The following is a 16,256-nucleotide window of genomic DNA, read 5'->3' as shown; positions in this document are numbered from 1 at the left end:
ATAAGTTCTAAGAAAATGCAGCCCGCCAGGAAAACCCGATGCAGGTGCTGAACAAGAAACTGGCCGATGAGGGCCGCGACACGCAATCCATTCCCAACCGCAATTTGCGCGAGTTCAACCTGCTGCGCTGGTTTTCCGTGGTCAGCCTGTTGATCATCGCCACTGTGGCGATCGGCCTCGGCTATGTCTCGACGCGCTTCGTGGTCAACGACAGCGTCGAGCGCGATGCCATGCTCACCGCCCAGTTCATCCAGGCCATGGCCAAGGCCGAAGTGCGTCACTCACGCCTTCCACCGGGCACCACCATGGCCGAGTTGCTCGACCCACGCCTGGATGGCCAGCATGCCCACGTCAGTGCCGGCCTGGCAGCGGCCACCCGCAACGAGTTTCTCGACCATGTCGAGCACCTGCCCGACACTTTGCTTAGCAATGTCTATGCCCTGGACCGGACCATCGTCTGGTCCACCAACCCGCAGCTGATCGGCAAGAAGATCGACGCCGATCATGACCTCGACGAGTCGTTCAATTCACAGGTGCCGGTGTCCGCCAGCTACCACAAGGCCAATGAGGACCGCGAAGAACAGAAGTTTCTGCGTGAACCCGAGTACCTGTTCATCGAGAACTACATCCCCATGTTCGACGACAGTGGCACCAAGGTGCTGTCGATGGTGGAGGTGTACAAGGAGCCCCAGGACCTGGTGCGGCGCATCCAGCGTGGCTATGTGCTGATCTGGACCTCGACCCTGCTGGGCGGTGCGCTGATCTACTTCGGCCTGTTCTGGATCGTACGCCGCGCCGCGAGCCTGTTGCAGACCCAGCAACGGCAACTGGTGGCCAGCGAAACCTTCGTCGCCCTGGGCGAAATGTCCTCGGCCGTGGCCCACAGCCTGCGCAACCCCCTGGCCACGATCCGCTCCAGCGCCGAGCTTGCTCAGGAGATTGCCAGCGACCGCTCGCAGAAGAATATCGGCGACATCATCAGCCAGGTCGACCGTATGTCACGCTGGGTGCGCGAGCTGCTGGTGTCGTTGCGGCCCTTGAAGGATGATGCCGAAGCAGTCGACCTGGTGGCTGCCGTCGAAGACACCTGCAATGCCTTCGCCCAGCAGATCGAGCGCAACCAGGTGCTACTGCAGGTCAGCTTGCCGCCCTCGGCTCAGGTGGTGAGCCAGCCGGTATTGCTCACACAAATCCTCAACAGCTTGTTTTCCAATGCCCTGGAGGCCATGCCCGGCGGTGGGCAGTTGAGCCTGGAGGTGCTTGAAGTCACCGGTGAACGCAAGGTCCAGCTAACCTTGAGTGATACCGGCAAGGGCATGAGCGAGCAACAGGAGCGCATGGTCTTCAAACCGTTTTTTACCACCAAGCAGGGCGGCCTAGGGGTCGGCTTGGTGCTGGTCAAGCGCATCATGGAACGATTTGGCGGCTCAATCACCTTGAGCAGCCGCGAGGAGGAGGGAACCCGTGTATGCCTGATCTTTAATGTTGCGTCGGGAGGGGACCATGGAGCACAGCATCCTGGTAGTGGAGGATGATGAAATCCTCGCTGAGAACATCCAGACCTATCTGGAACGTAAAGGCTTTGAAGTCACCGTTTGCCACAGTGCCGAACAGGCGCTGGACCAGTTGCAGCAGTGCCAGCCTGATGCGGTCCTGACCGACAACTCGCTGCCTGGCATGAGCGGCCATGAGTTGATCAAGGCCCTGGCGGAACGGGCGCCCGAGCTCAAGGTGATCATGATGACCGGCTACGGCAACGTCGAGGATGCCGTGCTGGCGATGAAAGAGGGCGCTTTCCACTACCTGACCAAACCGGTGGTGCTGGCCGAGCTCAAGTTGATGCTCGACAAGGCTCTGGCGGCGGAGCGCATGGAACGCACCTTGTCGTTCTACCAGGAGCGCGAGGCGCAGAAGTCCGGCGGCCAGTCCTTGATCGGCGAATCGCCGGCCATGCTCGGGCTCAAGCACACCCTCAGGCAATTGCTCGACGCCGAGCGGCGCATGGCCAGCGGCGACCTGCCGCCGGTGTTGGTTGAAGGCGAAACCGGTACCGGAAAGGAACTGGTAGCCCGTGCCCTGCATTTTGACGGCGTGCGCAGCAAGGGGCCGTTCATCGAGTTCAACTGCGCCTCGATCCCGGCCAACCTGCTGGAGGCGGAACTGTTCGGCCATGAAAAAGGCGCCTTCACCGATGCCAAGGACCGCCGGGTTGGCCTGGTCGAAGCGGCTGATGGCGGCACCCTGTTTCTGGATGAAATTGGCGAAATGGACCTGGTATTGCAGGCCAAGCTACTGAAACTGCTGGAAGACCGCACCATCCGCCGTATCGGTGCAGTCAAGGAACGCAAGGTCGACTTGCGCATCATCAGCGCGACCAACTGCAACCTTGAGCAGATGGTGCAGCAGGGCAAATTCCGTCGCGACCTGTTCTTCCGGCTGCGCATCATCTCGATCAAAGTGCCCAGGCTGTATGCCCGAGGCGAAGACATTCTGCTGTTGGCCCGGCATTTTCTGGCCCTGCATGGCAAGCGCTATGGCAAGACCCACCTGTACTTCAGCCCCGAGGCCGAAGAGTTGATGCTCAACTACAGCTGGCCGGGCAACGTGCGTGAGCTGCGCAACATGCTCGAGCAGACCGTGCTGCTTGCACCGGACGAGGAAATTGCCCCGCATCAACTCAATGTCTGCATGAGCCTGGTGGACGAACCGCTGGACGTGCCGATGGTGCCTGCGCATGCCCATGAGCTGCAAGGCAGTGCGGAAATTCCGGGCACCACCAGTTTGCCGGAGGTGGAACGCGACATGGTCCGCAAGATGCTCGACCGTACCGACTGGAACGTCACCAAGTCGGCGCGGTTGCTGGGGTTGAGCCGGGATATGCTGCGTTACCGTATCGAGAAACTGGGGTTGACGCGGCCAGACAAGCGGCAGTGGTAGACGCGGTCCTAACCCTGTGTAGCCGCTGGCGACAGCCTGCGATCGGCCACGTAGCGGTCGTACTGCCTAGTAGCTGCCTGTCCCGGTTCCACCCTCCCTGCCGTGATCGCCATTCTCCGACCCCGTTCCATCGCGGGGCTCACGCCGGGTGCCATCGGTCTCGACACCGCCCTGTCGGCCGTTGTCATTGCCTTGGGTTCGAGGGTCGGTGCCGTTGGGCAGCGGGGTATCGGTGGGATTGGTGCCCGTGTTGACCCCCGGCAGCGCCGGTGTCGCCGGAGCAGTGTCGGGGTTGGGGTTGGTGGGGCCTGTACTGCCGGCAAAAGCCTGGGTGCCGAGCAAGGCGGTGAATATCAGGGCGGCAAGTGCGCTGCGGGTCATGGCCAAACTCCTTTTCATGAACTGTCCAGACATTGGGCCGCCACACTCGCCCGGGGTGCGATGCAGGCGACCAGCGGCGCTACTCGCGCCCGCGCATGAAGAACCCCGCGACGTATTTGCGGAAGGTATCCAGGCTCTTGAAGTCGGCATAGCGCTTGAATGTCTCGCCTTCGGGCTCCGGCCCCAGCGGCTGCTCGGTCAGTGAAATCGACAGCACCCGGTCCTGGTCGGCACTCAGTACCAGGGTATCCATACCCTGGCTGCCGATCACCGGACGGCGCATGATCACCCTCACGCCCTTGCTGGCCATCCAATCGATCAATGAGACGAGCATCTTCAGTGGCTCGCGTTCCTCGTCGCGATACACCGGGAAAAACTGGCCGCGCGACAGCACCGGCACGCTGGCGACATGGATCAGTTCATAGAAGTGGCTGCCGGCGGTGGCGGGGGAGTAGATCGCCAGGGCCAGCAACGGACCCGGGGTCTTGCTGCCACCCCAAAGCAGGTGATGGCCCTGGAAGTCGAAGCCGTCTTCGCTGCGCTCGTTGTACACCTTGCGGGTCTTGATCTGATTGACGCAGTCGAGCATCAGCCCGTAGCGACGATGGTTGCCAAAGGCGCTGGAGTCACGCAGCCGGGCCTTGAGCATCATCATGTGCTTCATGTCCAGGCGGGTTTCCAGGTAGTTGCTGGCAGGAACGCGTTCGATCAGCGGGTAGCGGCTGGCCACGTTGCGCAGTTCGGCGAACTGGCTGGTGAGGTCTTTTTTCAGGTGGGTGGCATAGACGTTCAGGCCACTGGCCTCGATCAGGGTCAACAGCAGCGACAACAGGCGCTGCTGCTCGCGCTTCTCACCGCCGCTGCCTTCCTGGCCCGTGCCGGCGGTGGCGCGCGAAAACTCACCGATCAGGCGCAGTGGCGTATCGGGGGGGAGCCAGGTGGCGGGCAGGCTGTCGACATCCTCGGCACGCCCGGCTTCGCGCTCATCCTTGATGAACACACAGTCGGGGTCATGCTCGGCGGTACCGGGATTGTTCTTCAAGAACAGCGTGCCGGTGTTGCTGTTGAGGTTGACGTTGAGTATCGGCATCGCCTGGGGCAGGCAGTCACAGGCCAGCCAGTGCCCGGCGGCGCGGACCTTGAGCAGCAGTTGGTTGGCTTGCAGCAGGCGCGGACCCTCCAGGCTGCCCTGCACAAAGCCGCGCAGCAGGTCGTCCTCGGCGGGGGTGAGGGTGCGCACCAGCGCGGCGTTCTTCTCGATGATTCTCATGGACAATCCTGGCCAGCCTTCCTGTGCCTGCCACCTTAATGCAAAGCCCGGCTGGCGGCCATTCGCCCGCCGGGCATTCGAGGCTACTGCCCGGCGAACAGTTTCGCTGCGCGGGCGCGGATTTCTTCCACCGTGAGGTCTTCCTTGTGGGTGGAGACGAACCACAGGTTGCCGAACGGGTCTTTCAGGGTGCCGCTGCGGTCGCCGTAGAACTGGTCTTGCACGGCACTGACCTGGGTGGCACCGGCCTTGATGGCCTGGGCATAGCGTGCATCGACATCCTCGACATACAGGTGCAGGCCAATGGCAGCGCCGCCCAGTGACTGGCTGCTGGTCAGCCCGCCGGCCTGGTCGCAGGGGTCGGCGAGCATTATCGAGGAGTCGCCGATCTTCAGCTCTGCATGACCGACGCGGCCGTCGGGGCCGTCGAGGCGAAACATCTCGACCGCACCGAACGCGGCCTTGTAGAAGTCGATGGCTTTGGCGGCATCCTTGATGCCCAGGTAGGGGGTGATGCTGTGTTGTCCTTCGGGGATTGGTTTGACGGCCATTTTATAGATCCTCCTTAAAGGCGCCGTGGGTTAATGGCGCGAAACTGTATGTTTGTACAGTTTCGGCCATTGGGCAAATCAAAATCTTCGGCGCTGGACGGACGGCAACTAGAAAATGTAGTCGGTGGTCAGGAAGCTCGAATCGCGGTTGCGGATGATGTCGCTGATCAATTGCTTGTTGCTCTCCTGGAACTTGGTGGCCACCAGGGTACGGATCGAGAACACCGGCAGCGCATCGTGAACCGAGAGGGTGCCTTCGGCGGAGTTCTTGCGCCCGTTGAATGGGTAGGTGTCCGGACCACGCTGGCACTGGGCATTGAGGTTGATACGCCCGACCTGGTTGGCGAAGGTGTCGACCAGGCGGCCGACCTCGGCCGGGCTGGTGCCGAAGATGCTCAGTTGTTGACCGAAGTCCGAGTCGAGCACGTAGTCGATCACCGTCTGCAGGTCGCGGTAAGGCACTACCGGCACCACCGGGCCGAATTGCTCCTCCTGGTACACGCGCATCCGGGCATTCACCGGGTACAGCAGCGCCGGGTAGAAGAACGAGCCACGGCTGGCTCCGCCGCCTTCATTGATGACCCGGGCGCCTTTGTCGATGGCATCGGCCACCAGGCCATTGAGGTAGTCGATTTTGCCGGCTTCCGGCAGCGGCGTCAGGCTCACGCCCGGTTCCCAGGGCATACCCGGATTGAGCGCAGCCAGCTTGCGCTGGAACTTGTCGAGAAAGCTCTCGACCACGGCCTCATGCACGAACAGGATCTTCAGCGCCGTGCAACGCTGGCCGTTGAACGACAGGGCACCCGTGACGGCTTCGTTGACAGCGTTGTCCAGGTCGACCTCGGGCAACACGATCCCCGGGTTCTTGGCGTCCAGGCCCAGCGCCGCGCGCAGGCGGTGCGGGCGTGGGTGGAGCTTTTTCAGGTCGCTGGCGGCCTTGTTGGTACCGATGAAGGCGAACACATCCACCTTGCCGCTGGCCATCAATGCGCTGACGGTTTCGCGGCCGCGGCCATAGATGACGTTGATCACGCCGGCCGGGAAGCTGTCGCGGAAGGCTTCGAGCAGCGGGCGAATCAGCAGCACGCCGAACTTGGCCGGTTTGAACACCACGGTGTTGCCCATGATCAGCGCCGGGATCAGGGTGGTGAAGGTCTCGTTGAGCGGGTAATTGTAAGGGCCCATGCACAGCGCCACGCCCAATGGCGCGCGGCGAATCTGGCCGAGGGTGTCCTGTTCCAGCTCAAACCGGCTGGAGCGCCGGTCCAGCTCCTTGAGCGCGCCGATGGTGTCGACGATGTAGTCGCAGGTACGGTCAAACTCCTTTTCCGAGTCCTTGAGGTTCTTGCCGATTTCCCACATCAGCAGCTTGACCACGGCAGTGCGCTGTTCGCGCATCCTGGCCAGGAAGGTCTCGACGTGCTGGATACGCTCGGCAACGCGCATCGTCGGCCAGGCGCCACGGCCCTTGTCGTAGGCCTGTACGGCGGCGTCCAGGGCGGTGAGGGCGGTGTCGGCATCGAGCAGCGGCGTTTTACCGAGGATCACTTGTGTTTCCTGATCGCCTTCCTTGAGCCAGACCGGGCTGCGTACCGTGGCCAGGGGGCCGTCCCAGCGCTGCAACTGGCCGTTGACCAGGTACTCCGTTTGCTCCAGCGGCTCGCCCAGGCGGTACGCCTCGGGGATCTCGTTGGCGGTGGGAAAGAGCGAATCGAGCAGACGGTCCATGGGCGCAGCACCTCTTTTTCTATAATGGGTGAAACGTTTCAGTTTGAGCATAACGCCAGCGCGCTAAAAAAAGCCAGCCTCGCTCAATTTTGCGTCCAGAACGCCGATAACGCATAAAGCCTGCGCAAATAATGGACCTATGAGCACAAGAATCCTCGCCCTTGATGACAGTCTGGTCCTGCCCAGGAGTCTGCGCTCCACCCTCAATCGCCTGCTGCCGATCGGCTTTGCCCTGATCGGCATCGGCTTATCGGTAGCGCTCGGCCGCCTCGATGTGCAGCGCCAGGAAAGCGAAGTGATCGCCAATGCCAGTGCGCGCTTATCCGGTGTGCGTGCTGCGCTGGAGGCCCAGTTGCGCTCGGCGTTTGGCGAGACCGAAGGCATCGCCCAGCTCATCAGCGCCGACGGGCAGATTACTCCCGAGCACTTTCACGACATGGCCCGCCAGGCCATCGCCTCGGTACCGCACATTCGCCATATCTCCATCGCACCCGGCGATGAAGTTATCGATGTCTACCCACTGCACGGCAACCAGAGCCTGATCGGCGTCGACTACCGCCACCTGCCGGCTCAATACCCGTTGCTCCAGCGTGCGCGAGAGCATTACAGCCCGGTGCTGGCCGGGCCGTTGCAGCTGTACCAGGGCGGACGCGGGCTGATCTACCGGCGACCGGTGTTTCTCAAGGGCCATAAAGGCGTAAAGCTGTACTGGGGCAATGTCTCCATCGTTGCCGACATCGACCGCCTGCTGAGCGCCGCGGGGCTGGACCTGGACCCGGGTTTCGAGCTGGCCCTGCGCGGTGCCGACGGCCAGGGCGCGGTGGGCGGGATGATCTGGGGCGACCCGCTGTTGTTCGAGCGCCATCCGGTCACCGTCAATGTCGATGTGCCCGGTGGGCTCTGGCAACTGGCGGCCAGCCCCCTGGGTGGCTGGCCGTCGATGAGCCTGTTCGCCTCGCCGTTGTTCCTGTTCGCCCTGACATGCACGGGGCTGTTCAGCCTGTTCGTTGCCCAGCTTAACCGCAGCAACCACCTGATCAATTTACGCAATCGCGAACTCAAGCAGTCCCAGGCGCAACTGGAGCGGTTGGCGCATTATGACGCCATCACCGGATTGCCCAATCGCTTGCTGTTCCAGCAGCGCTTGTGCAGCGCCATCGTCGATACAGAATCCCTGGCGGTGCTGTTGCTGGATATCGATGGCTTCAAGCAGGTGAACGACAGCCTCGGCCATCACATGGGCGATCTGCTGTTGCAGCAGGCGACGGCGCGCTTTGCCCGAATGATCGGCCCTGGCGACTGCGTATGCCGCCTGGGCGGCGATGAGTTCGCCTTTTTTCTGGTCGGCACCGAATCGTCATGTGTGGCCCGGGTGCAGGGCCTGCTGCAAACACTGCAACAGCCCTTCGAACTCAATGGCAACACGGCCTTGGTTACCGGCAGCATCGGCCTGGCCTGGTACCCGGCCCACGGATACAGCGACGATGAACTGCTGCGCCATGCCGACACGGCGATGTACGCGGCCAAGGAAAGCGGCCGCAATGCCTGGCGCCGTTACCACCCGGACATGACCCTGCGCCTGCAGCAGCAACTGTGCCTGGAGCGCGCCTTGCGGCGTGCCTTGCAGCACAACGAGTTCGAACTGTGGTACCAGCCCAAGGTCGATCTGTTCAGCGGTCGTGTCGAGGGGGCCGAAGCGTTGCTGCGCTGGCATGACCCCGAGCACGGGCTGGTGTCGCCTGCCGAGTTCATCCCCCTGGCCGAACGCAGCGGGCTGATCATCCCGTTGGGCGAGCGGGTGTTGGAGCTGGTGTGTGCGCAGTTGGCCGCCTGGCGCAGTGCCGATTGCCTGCCAGGCCCGGTGGCGATCAACGTGGCGGCCTTGCAGATCGAGCGCAGCGACTATGTCGCCAGCCTGACCCAGGCCCTGCAGCGCTTCGACTTGCAGCCGAGCATGCTCGAGGTGGAGATCACCGAAAGCCTGTTAATGGAAAGCCAGCAACACGCCTGTGCAGTGCTGGCGCAGTTGCAGCACCTGGGCGTGGCCACGGCGGTGGACGATTTCGGCACCGGCTACTCGTCGCTGGCGTACCTGAAGATGCTGCCGATCGATCACTTGAAGATCGACCGCGCCTTCATCAAGGACCTGCCGGGCGATGACGACGGCGTGGCGATTACTCGGGCAATCATCGACCTGGGGCATGCCCTGGGTTTTCGCATCACTGCCGAGGGCATCGAAACCCGCGAGCAATACGAATTCCTGCGCAACGCCGGGTGCGACCACGGACAGGGTTACCTGATCGGCCTGCCGATGCCCGCCCAGCAGTTCAATCAATGGTTGCGTACAGCCCAGGTAGAGCGCGAACGGCCGGGTTGATCCTTATGCCGGCGTGTGCAGGGTGCGGAAGCCGCCTGCTTCCTCCACCAGCCAGTCGTGTACCGCCCGCACGCCGGGATGCGCCAGGCCGCCGGGCGGGTAGTGCAATACATAGCGCTTGTGGTTGGCGATGGCCGAGCCGAACGGCACGATCAGCGCACCGCGCTCGAGCTCGTCATTGAGCAGGGTGCGCCGGGCAATCGCCACGCCAATCCCGGCAATGGCCGCCTCGATGGTCAAATGATTGCGGTTGAAGGTATGGCCGCGGCGTACATCCAGGCCGCCGGCGCCGATTCCCTGCAGGTAGAACTCCCATTCCGCGAACTCGGAACTGCCGCGCCAGGCGGTGATGTCGTGCAGCAATGGATAGTGCGCAAGGTCCGCTGGCCCATGCAGCGGCGGGCGGCCGCGAAGCAGGGCCGGGGAGCAGACCGGGAAGATCTGCTCATCGAGCAGCGGCGTTGAATGCATGCCCGGGTAACTGCCGTCGTTGAGGTCGATGGCCAGGTCGAAGTCGCCCTCGTGCAGGGCCTGGCTGCTGTCTTCGGCCACCAGGCGCAACTGGATATCCGGGTAGCGTTGCTGCAGGCGCGGCAGGCGCGGGGTCAGCCACTTGGCCAGGAATGAGGGGATCGAGCGCAGGCGCAGGGTGCCGCGAATCTCGCCGGCATGCAGGCGGCGCAATTCGGCATCGATGCTGCCATAGGCTTCGCTGACCGTCTGCGCCAGGCGCTGGCCTTCGGCCGTCAGTTCCACGCCACGGGCGCGGCGCAAGAACAGGCGAAAGCCCAGGCGCTCTTCCAGTTGTCGGATTTGTTGGCTCACCGCACCGGGTGTGATGTGCAGTTCTTCGGCGCAGCGGGTGAACGACAGGTGCCGCGCCGCACAGGAAAACACGTGGAGCCAGACATACATCTGGCCATTCATCTGTCGTCTCATTGTTTAGTGCTGCTAAAGGCTTGCTTAGAAAGATTCGTTGGTCAATGCCACGGTGACCGGGCAGTATCGCGCAACTTCGCGACACCCATCAATTTTTTCACAACGCCGCAGGGTGACAGTCGTCGCTTGAGCGTGCAGGCATTAGCATGGCTATCAGTGTTTTCGACCTTTTCAAGATTGGTATCGGGCCGTCCAGCTCCCATACCGTAGGCCCGATGCGGGCGGCTGCCACCTTTGCCAGGGCTTTGCGCGAGCAGGGCCTCCTGGAACAGGTGAGTCGGGTGGAGGTTCGCCTGTATGGCTCGCTGTCGGCCACCGGCGTGGGCCATGCCACCGACCGCGCTTGCCTGCTGGGCCTGATGGGGCAGTGGCCGGACCAGATCGACCCGCACAGCATCGAGCCGCGCATTGCGCAATTGAACGCCAGCCAGACGCTGCTGCTCGACGCCAGCCACGCGATTGCCTTCGAGTGCAGCCGTGATCTCTTGCTGCTCGAAGAAAGCCTGCCGTACCACCCCAACGCCATGACCCTGGAAGCCAGCAGCGAGAACGGTTGCCTGCTGCAGCAGACCTACTACTCGGTGGGCGGTGGCTTTATCGTCGAGGCCGCGCAGATCGGCCAGGCACAGGACACCGCCGAGCAGGTGCAGTTGCCCTACGATTTCGACAGTGCCGCGCAGTTGCTGGCGCTGTGCAAGCAGCATCAGTTGCGCGTCAGTGAGCTGATGATGGCCAACGAGTGCGCCTGGCGCCCGGAGGCCGAGGTGCGCAGCGGCTTGCTCAAGCTCTGGGCGGCCATGCGCGAGTGTGTCGACAACGGCTTGCGCAACGAGGGCATCCTGCCGGGCGGGCTGAACGTCAAGCGCCGTGCCGCCAAGTTGCACCGCAGCTTGCAGGAACTGGGCAAGCCCAACGTGATCGGCTCGACCCTGAGTGCCATGGAGTGGGTCAACCTGTTTGCGCTGGCGGTCAACGAAGAGAACGCCGCCGGCGGGCGCATGGTGACCGCGCCTACCAATGGCGCCGCGGGCATCATCCCCGCCGTGCTGCACTACTACATGAAGTTCAACCCCGAGACCTGCGACAACGACATTGTCGACTTCCTGCTCAGCGCCGCTGCCGTGGGCATCCTGTGCAAGAAAAATGCCTCGATCTCGGGTGCCGAAGTCGGTTGCCAGGGCGAGGTGGGGTCTGCCTGTGCCATGGCCGCGGCGGGGCTGGCAGACGTGTTGGGCGCAACGCCCATGCAGGTGGAAAACGCCGCCGAAATCGCCCTTGAACACAACCTGGGCTTGACCTGCGACCCGGTCGGGGGCCTGGTCCAGGTGCCTTGCATCGAGCGCAACGCCATTGCTGCGGTCAAGGCTATCAACGCCGTGCAGATGGCCCTGCGCGGTAACGGCGAACACTTCATCTCGCTGGACCGGGTGATCCGCACCATGCGCGACACCGGCGCCGACATGCATGCCAACTACAAGGAGACCTCGCGCGGCGGCCTGGCGGTTGCCTTCGTCGAGTGCTGAACCCCGGTAGGCGCGGGCGTGTCCCGCGGTAGCATGGCTTCACGCCTGCCGCTCTCTCTGAAAGTGTAGGGTCACTGCGCGAGCAAACGTCTTACACTAACGTTTTTGCTAGCTCAGAGCGTCGCTGTGAACTTCACTGATCAAACCTTCGATACGATTCTGAACGCACTGCACGACGGTGTTTACATCACGGATGGGGTAGGAATTACCGTTAAGGTAAACAGCGCGTACGAGCGTCTGACTGGACTGCAGAGCGATCAGCTCATTGGACGCAGCATGCACGACCTGGTACGCGACGGTGTCGTTTCGCAATCCGCATCCTTACGCGTACTCCAGCAAGGCGCTCCGGTTTCCGTTATGCAGAGCCTCAGTAACGGGAAGAAGCTGCTGGTGAGCGCAACACCTATTTTCCAGGATCGTCGCATCAGCTACGTCGTCAGCGCCGTACGTGACATGACCGAGCTTCTGCGCATGAAGCATGAAAGGGATGAGCTCGCTGGGCTCAAGAAGCTGCGTCAGAGCACAGCGCAGTTGAATGCTGGAAAATATGAAAAACTGGCTCAATCTTCGCTGGTCTTTGACCAGGCGCAAACAGGCCCGCTTTTCGCACAGGCACGACGTGTAGCAGGCAGTGACGTGAAGGTGCTGCTGTTAGGGGAAACCGGTGTCGGCAAAAGCCTCGTCGCTCAGTACATCCACAATGCCAGCGCTCGGGCTAAGGAACCTTTCATACCGCTCAATTGCGGAGCAATGCCAGAAAACCTGATCGAGGCGGAGTTGTTTGGCTACGCGCCAGGGGCGTTCACTGGCGCAGCGGCCAAAGGGAAGCGGGGGCTCCTAGAGCTGGCAAATCACGGAACGTTGTTCCTGGACGAAATTGGCGATCTTCCATTGTCGCTTCAGGTCAAGCTTCTGAAGGTTATCGAGGACAACCAGTTCATACCAGTGGGTGGGCTTGAATTGCGCGAAGTAGATGTCCGAATCATAAGCGCCACCCACCATGATTTGCGACAGAGGGTAGGGCAGGGGTTGTTCCGTGCTGACCTGTACTATCGACTGAACGTGGTGCCCATCCACATTCCCGCGCTTCGTGAGCGTGCCGGAGAGATCTCCACGCTGTTGGAGCATTACCTAAGGCAGTTCAACGAGCGCTATGAGCGCAACATGACGTGGGGGCTAGAGACCCTGGATCTGCTCTGCGAGTATGCATGGCCTGGAAATATTCGCGAATTGATCAACCTGGTCGAGCGTTTGGTAGTTGTCTGCGAAAGTGACACGATTGAGGCCTTGGATCTCCCTGAGGAAATTCTCAACCTTCACGATGATCGCTTGAATCAGAATCGCCTGCCGCTGCGCAAGGTTCTAGAAAATGCAGAGCGGATCGCGATTCTTTCAGCAATGCGCATACACAAGACCACGCGCCTAGCAGCCAAAGCGCTCGGGGTAAGCCAGGCAACCATCGTCCAGAAGATGAAACGCTGGGAGAGGTCTGATTAGGTTTCTGATCGACAGCCGTTTTTCCGATTGAAATCGTGATCGCTAGCCGTGTCTGAGGCTAGCAGAAACGAGGCAAAGCCCAGCAAACACGGGCCTTTCAAGAATTTGGCACAGGTTTTGTTATCTCTTGGCTCATCTCAAATAAAAAAACGAGGACGAGCCGATGAGTGTTTCTGCCTTTCAAATCGCCAATAAACTCCTGACTGGCGCCAGCGCGGTTGAACACCTGGACGCTGAGTTGACCCGGCTGAAAGTTAATAATCCATTAATCGTGACCGATGCGATCCTGGTCAAGTCGGGTACCGTTGACCTCGCCTTGGCCCACCTGGGTGGCCGTCGGTATGGCCTCTATGACCACGTTCAACCAGAGCCTGAAATCAGTTTGGTCGAAGATTGTACCCGCGCCTTTCGCGAGGGTGGCCATGATGGGCTCATTGGGCTGGGCGGTGGAAGTGCTATCGACATCGCGAAAGGTGTCGCGGCCTTCGCAGGACATGACGGCACCCTGGCCGAGCTGTTCGGCGTCGATCAAGTAAGCCGCAAGGGACCTCCGCTGATCGCGATTCCTACTACGGCCGGCACGGGTTCGGAGGTCACTAACGTGGCGATCTTCTCCGACAAAAAAGCGCAGCTCAAGAAAGGCATTGTGAGCAACTACCTGCTGCCTGACGTTGCTCTCGTGAGTCCAGTTATGACGCGCACTTGCCCGCGTAGCGTAACCGCTGCCAGCGGTGTCGATGCGCTTGTGCATGCGATCGAAGCGTACCTTTCGATCAATCGCTCGCCGATCACCGATGCCATTGCGCTCGGCGCCATCAAGTTAATTGCCCGCGCTTTGCCTAAAGCGTATGCCAACCCCGATGATCATGTTGCTCGGGAAGACATGGCTACGGCGAGCCTGATGGGCGGCATGGCGTTTGGAAACGCAGGCGTGGGGGCAGTACATGCGCTGGCCTATCCGCTGGGGGGGCGCTTCAACATAGCACACGGCGTTAGCAACGCTTTGCTGCTGCCCTATGTAATGCGCTGGAACAAGCTTGCCTGTACGGAGCGTCTTCGCGACGTCGCTCAGGCAATGGGCGTGAATATCGCCGGTTTAAGCGATAGTCAGGCTGCAGACGCCAGTGTCGATGCGATGGCTGAACTGTGTGCTGCCGTAGACATTCCCACCGGCCTTCGCGCTTTCAACGTTCCGCAGGACGCTTTGGCACCGATGGCCGAGGAGGCCAGCACGATTGATCGGTTGATGCGCAATAACCCCCGCAAACTCACGCCTGCAGATATCGAGGCGATCTACCGGGCTGCCTGGTAACTACCTGATAAATCGGGCAGGCTGACCATCATCACGTAAAGGGCTATTGCGATGGAAGACGTTAAATTATATGCAATGACATGTGGCTGGATCACGATGCCTTATGGTTTTTTTATGGCGGGTGAAACAGGTGATCTCGCTATTCCAGTGCCGTGCTATTTAGTCGAGCATCCTAAAGGTACTGTGTTGTTTGATACGGGCCTTGAGTTGCCTTTGCAATCGAGCGATCCAGACGTGGTCAAAAAATCACTGGGGGTTTTTGCTGATTTAACCACGGTTAATTTTGTACCGGGTGAGGATGTAGCTAAACGCTTGGAAGCGTTCGGTGTCGACCCATTGAAAATTAATTTTATCATTAACTCTCACCTGCATTTCGATCATTGTGGGGGTAATGCGTGTATCCCTAATGCACGATTGGTTATTCAAAAGCGTGAGTGGGAAGCGGCTAAGAATGAGGAAAATATTGAAAAAGAAATATATGCACCTCGCCATTATGATTTAGGTCACGACCGCCTCGAAATTGATGGCGAACATGATCTGTTTGGTGATGGTTCGGTTGTACTGATTCCTAGTTTTGGGCACACACCCGGGCACCAGTCACTGAAAGTCAATGTAGAGGGTAAAGCGGTCGTCATTACTGCAGATGCGTGCTACTTAAAGGCCTCTCTTGAAAAGATGACACTCCCCGATGCCATGGTGGTCAATGATGCTCAAGGAATGATTAATAACTTTAATTTGTTTAAGCAGCTAAAGTCCAAAGGCGCATTTGTACTCTATGGGCATGACCCAGAGCAGTCGAAATTACTGACGGATGGTTCAATTCGAAGAATCAGTTCAGCCACCCTGGCGAGTCTGTAATGAAAGGTGTGAATCATTAGCAATGATTGTTCATGCTGACGGTGCTTGAGCGTTCAAGTGAACGTAAACAATCCCTGTTTTATCACAGGGTTCTAACAAATTTTTAACGTAAAATATAATAAGGAATAAATATGAAGCCTGTAATGAAAGCATCGTTGTTTTTGGCTGCTGGGATGGCCGCCACCCACGTTTTTGCAGCGCCTGCTCAAACGCATTTGCCCGATAGCTGTGCAAAAGATGCGAAGGGGAATTATAGCCAGGCGTTTGATGTTCCCTGTCAGGCGCTGGACCGATTCTTAACCACATTCAACGCTAAAGATGAACGGGCGTGGGCCAAGACATTGAACTACCCACACGTGCGTATGTCGGGTAACCAAGTCACTGTTTGGGAAACACCTGAGGCGTATGCAAAAGACCAGAACTTGCAACAGCTTTCCAAGGCCATTGGATGGGAAAATACACGTTGGAATTACCGGTATGTTGTTCAGTCCGGCAGTGACGGGAAAGGCAATGCAAACAAGTATCATGTCGCGCTTTCGTTCACGCGTCTGGATAAAGCTGGAACACCTATTCCTGGTCATACGTTTGACTCTTTCTACATTATTACAAGTGTAGATGGCCACTGGGGCGCTCAATTCAGATCCAGCATGGCGGGTTCATTGCATGGGGCATCGGCTTATTGAAGTAGCTGTGCCGGTATAATATACCTTGGCCAAAAGTTGGAGCCTCCCGCTCCAACTTTCAATTCCACCACGTTCCAGATGATGGCGATACATTCCATCGGCCTGATTACCCTGTCGGCGATTCTCTACTCCTTCCTCGCCTGACCCACTGAGGCGCCGGGGGTGTGAGCATCGCGCCCGGCGCTGCGAATGCAAGGCCA

General features: G+C 60.1%; 13 protein-coding genes. 8 read left to right on the top strand and 5 right to left on the bottom strand.

Annotated features, from left to right (window positions below):
• Nucleotides 1-38: 38 nt before the first annotated feature.
• A complete protein-coding gene (locus tag ABVN19_RS10080; RefSeq protein ID WP_105642736.1) occupies nt 39-1,535 on the top strand; it encodes an ATP-binding protein in 1,497 nt (498 codons plus the stop codon).
• The gene (locus ABVN19_RS10075; protein WP_028946275.1) at nt 1,504-2,937 is read left to right on the top strand and encodes a sigma-54 dependent transcriptional regulator; all 1,434 of its coding nucleotides are present in this window, start codon (nt 1,504-1,506) and stop codon (nt 2,935-2,937) included. Before ABVN19_RS10080 ends, ABVN19_RS10075 begins: the two co-directional genes overlap by 32 nt.
• Nucleotides 2,938-3,003: 66 nt before the next feature.
• On the opposite strand, the gene ABVN19_RS10070 is transcribed toward ABVN19_RS10075, so the two are convergent.
• The 4 genes from ABVN19_RS10070 to ABVN19_RS10055 all read right to left on the bottom strand — a co-directional run bounded on the left by ABVN19_RS10070 (nt 3,004) and on the right by ABVN19_RS10055 (nt 6,867).
• The gene (locus ABVN19_RS10070; protein WP_028946274.1) at nt 3,004-3,318 is read right to left on the bottom strand and encodes a hypothetical protein; all 315 of its coding nucleotides are present in this window, start codon (nt 3,316-3,318) and stop codon (nt 3,004-3,006) included.
• A 79-nt stretch (nt 3,319-3,397) separates the two neighbouring features.
• Nucleotides 3,398-4,588 carry a hypothetical protein gene (locus ABVN19_RS10065; RefSeq protein ID WP_028946273.1) on the bottom strand — a complete coding sequence of 397 codons (1,191 nt, stop codon included), beginning with the start codon at nt 4,586-4,588 and terminating at the stop codon, nt 3,398-3,400.
• An 83-nt stretch (nt 4,589-4,671) separates the two neighbouring features.
• A complete protein-coding gene (locus ABVN19_RS10060) occupies nt 4,672-5,139 on the bottom strand; it encodes a VOC family protein (RefSeq protein WP_028946272.1) in 468 nt (155 codons plus the stop codon).
• Between the two features lie 108 nt (nt 5,140-5,247).
• Nucleotides 5,248-6,867 carry an NADP-dependent glyceraldehyde-3-phosphate dehydrogenase gene (locus ABVN19_RS10055; RefSeq protein ID WP_105642737.1) on the bottom strand — a complete coding sequence of 540 codons (1,620 nt, stop codon included), beginning with the start codon at nt 6,865-6,867 and terminating at the stop codon, nt 5,248-5,250.
• Nucleotides 6,868-7,006: 139 nt separating this feature from the next.
• Here ABVN19_RS10055 and ABVN19_RS10050 point away from each other — a divergent pair, with 139 nt between their 5' ends.
• On the top strand, nt 7,007-9,244 hold the full coding sequence (locus tag ABVN19_RS10050; protein WP_353632802.1) for an EAL domain-containing protein: 2,238 nt from the start codon (nt 7,007-7,009) through the stop codon (nt 9,242-9,244).
• 3 nt (nt 9,245-9,247) lie between these two features.
• Here ABVN19_RS10050 and ABVN19_RS10045 read toward each other — a convergent pair whose 3' ends face one another.
• Nucleotides 9,248-10,183, bottom strand: a complete 936-nt coding sequence (locus tag ABVN19_RS10045; RefSeq protein ID WP_105642738.1) for a LysR substrate-binding domain-containing protein — start codon at nt 10,181-10,183, stop codon at nt 9,248-9,250.
• Nucleotides 10,184-10,329: 146 nt separating this feature from the next.
• On the opposite strand from ABVN19_RS10045, the gene ABVN19_RS10040 reads away from it, so the two are divergent.
• The 5 genes from ABVN19_RS10040 (at nt 10,330) to ABVN19_RS10020 (ending at nt 16,056) form a co-directional block, all read left to right on the top strand.
• On the top strand, nt 10,330-11,706 hold the full coding sequence (locus ABVN19_RS10040) for an L-serine ammonia-lyase (protein WP_028946268.1): 1,377 nt from the start codon (nt 10,330-10,332) through the stop codon (nt 11,704-11,706).
• A gap of 126 nt (nt 11,707-11,832) precedes the next feature.
• Nucleotides 11,833-13,203: a sigma 54-interacting transcriptional regulator gene (locus tag ABVN19_RS10035; protein WP_105642739.1), complete on the top strand. Its 1,371-nt coding sequence runs from the start codon at nt 11,833-11,835 to the stop codon at nt 13,201-13,203.
• Nucleotides 13,204-13,366: 163 nt separating this feature from the next.
• Nucleotides 13,367-14,515, top strand: coding sequence for an iron-containing alcohol dehydrogenase (locus tag ABVN19_RS10030; RefSeq protein WP_105642740.1), 1,149 nt, complete (start codon nt 13,367-13,369; stop codon nt 14,513-14,515).
• 51 nt (nt 14,516-14,566) lie between these two features.
• A complete protein-coding gene (locus ABVN19_RS10025; RefSeq protein WP_036990454.1) occupies nt 14,567-15,373 on the top strand; it encodes an N-acyl homoserine lactonase family protein in 807 nt (268 codons plus the stop codon).
• 131 nt (nt 15,374-15,504) lie between these two features.
• Nucleotides 15,505-16,056 carry a hypothetical protein gene (locus ABVN19_RS10020; protein WP_084168062.1) on the top strand — a complete coding sequence of 184 codons (552 nt, stop codon included), beginning with the start codon at nt 15,505-15,507 and terminating at the stop codon, nt 16,054-16,056.
• The last annotated feature ends 200 nt before the right edge of the window (nt 16,057-16,256 follow it).

The organism is Pseudomonas vranovensis, from assembly GCF_040438935.1.
Taxonomy (GTDB): Bacteria; Pseudomonadota; Gammaproteobacteria; order Pseudomonadales; family Pseudomonadaceae; genus Aquipseudomonas; species Aquipseudomonas vranovensis.
Note: the sequence above shows the minus strand (reverse complement) of the source record. Positions and strands in the feature narration are given on the sequence as shown.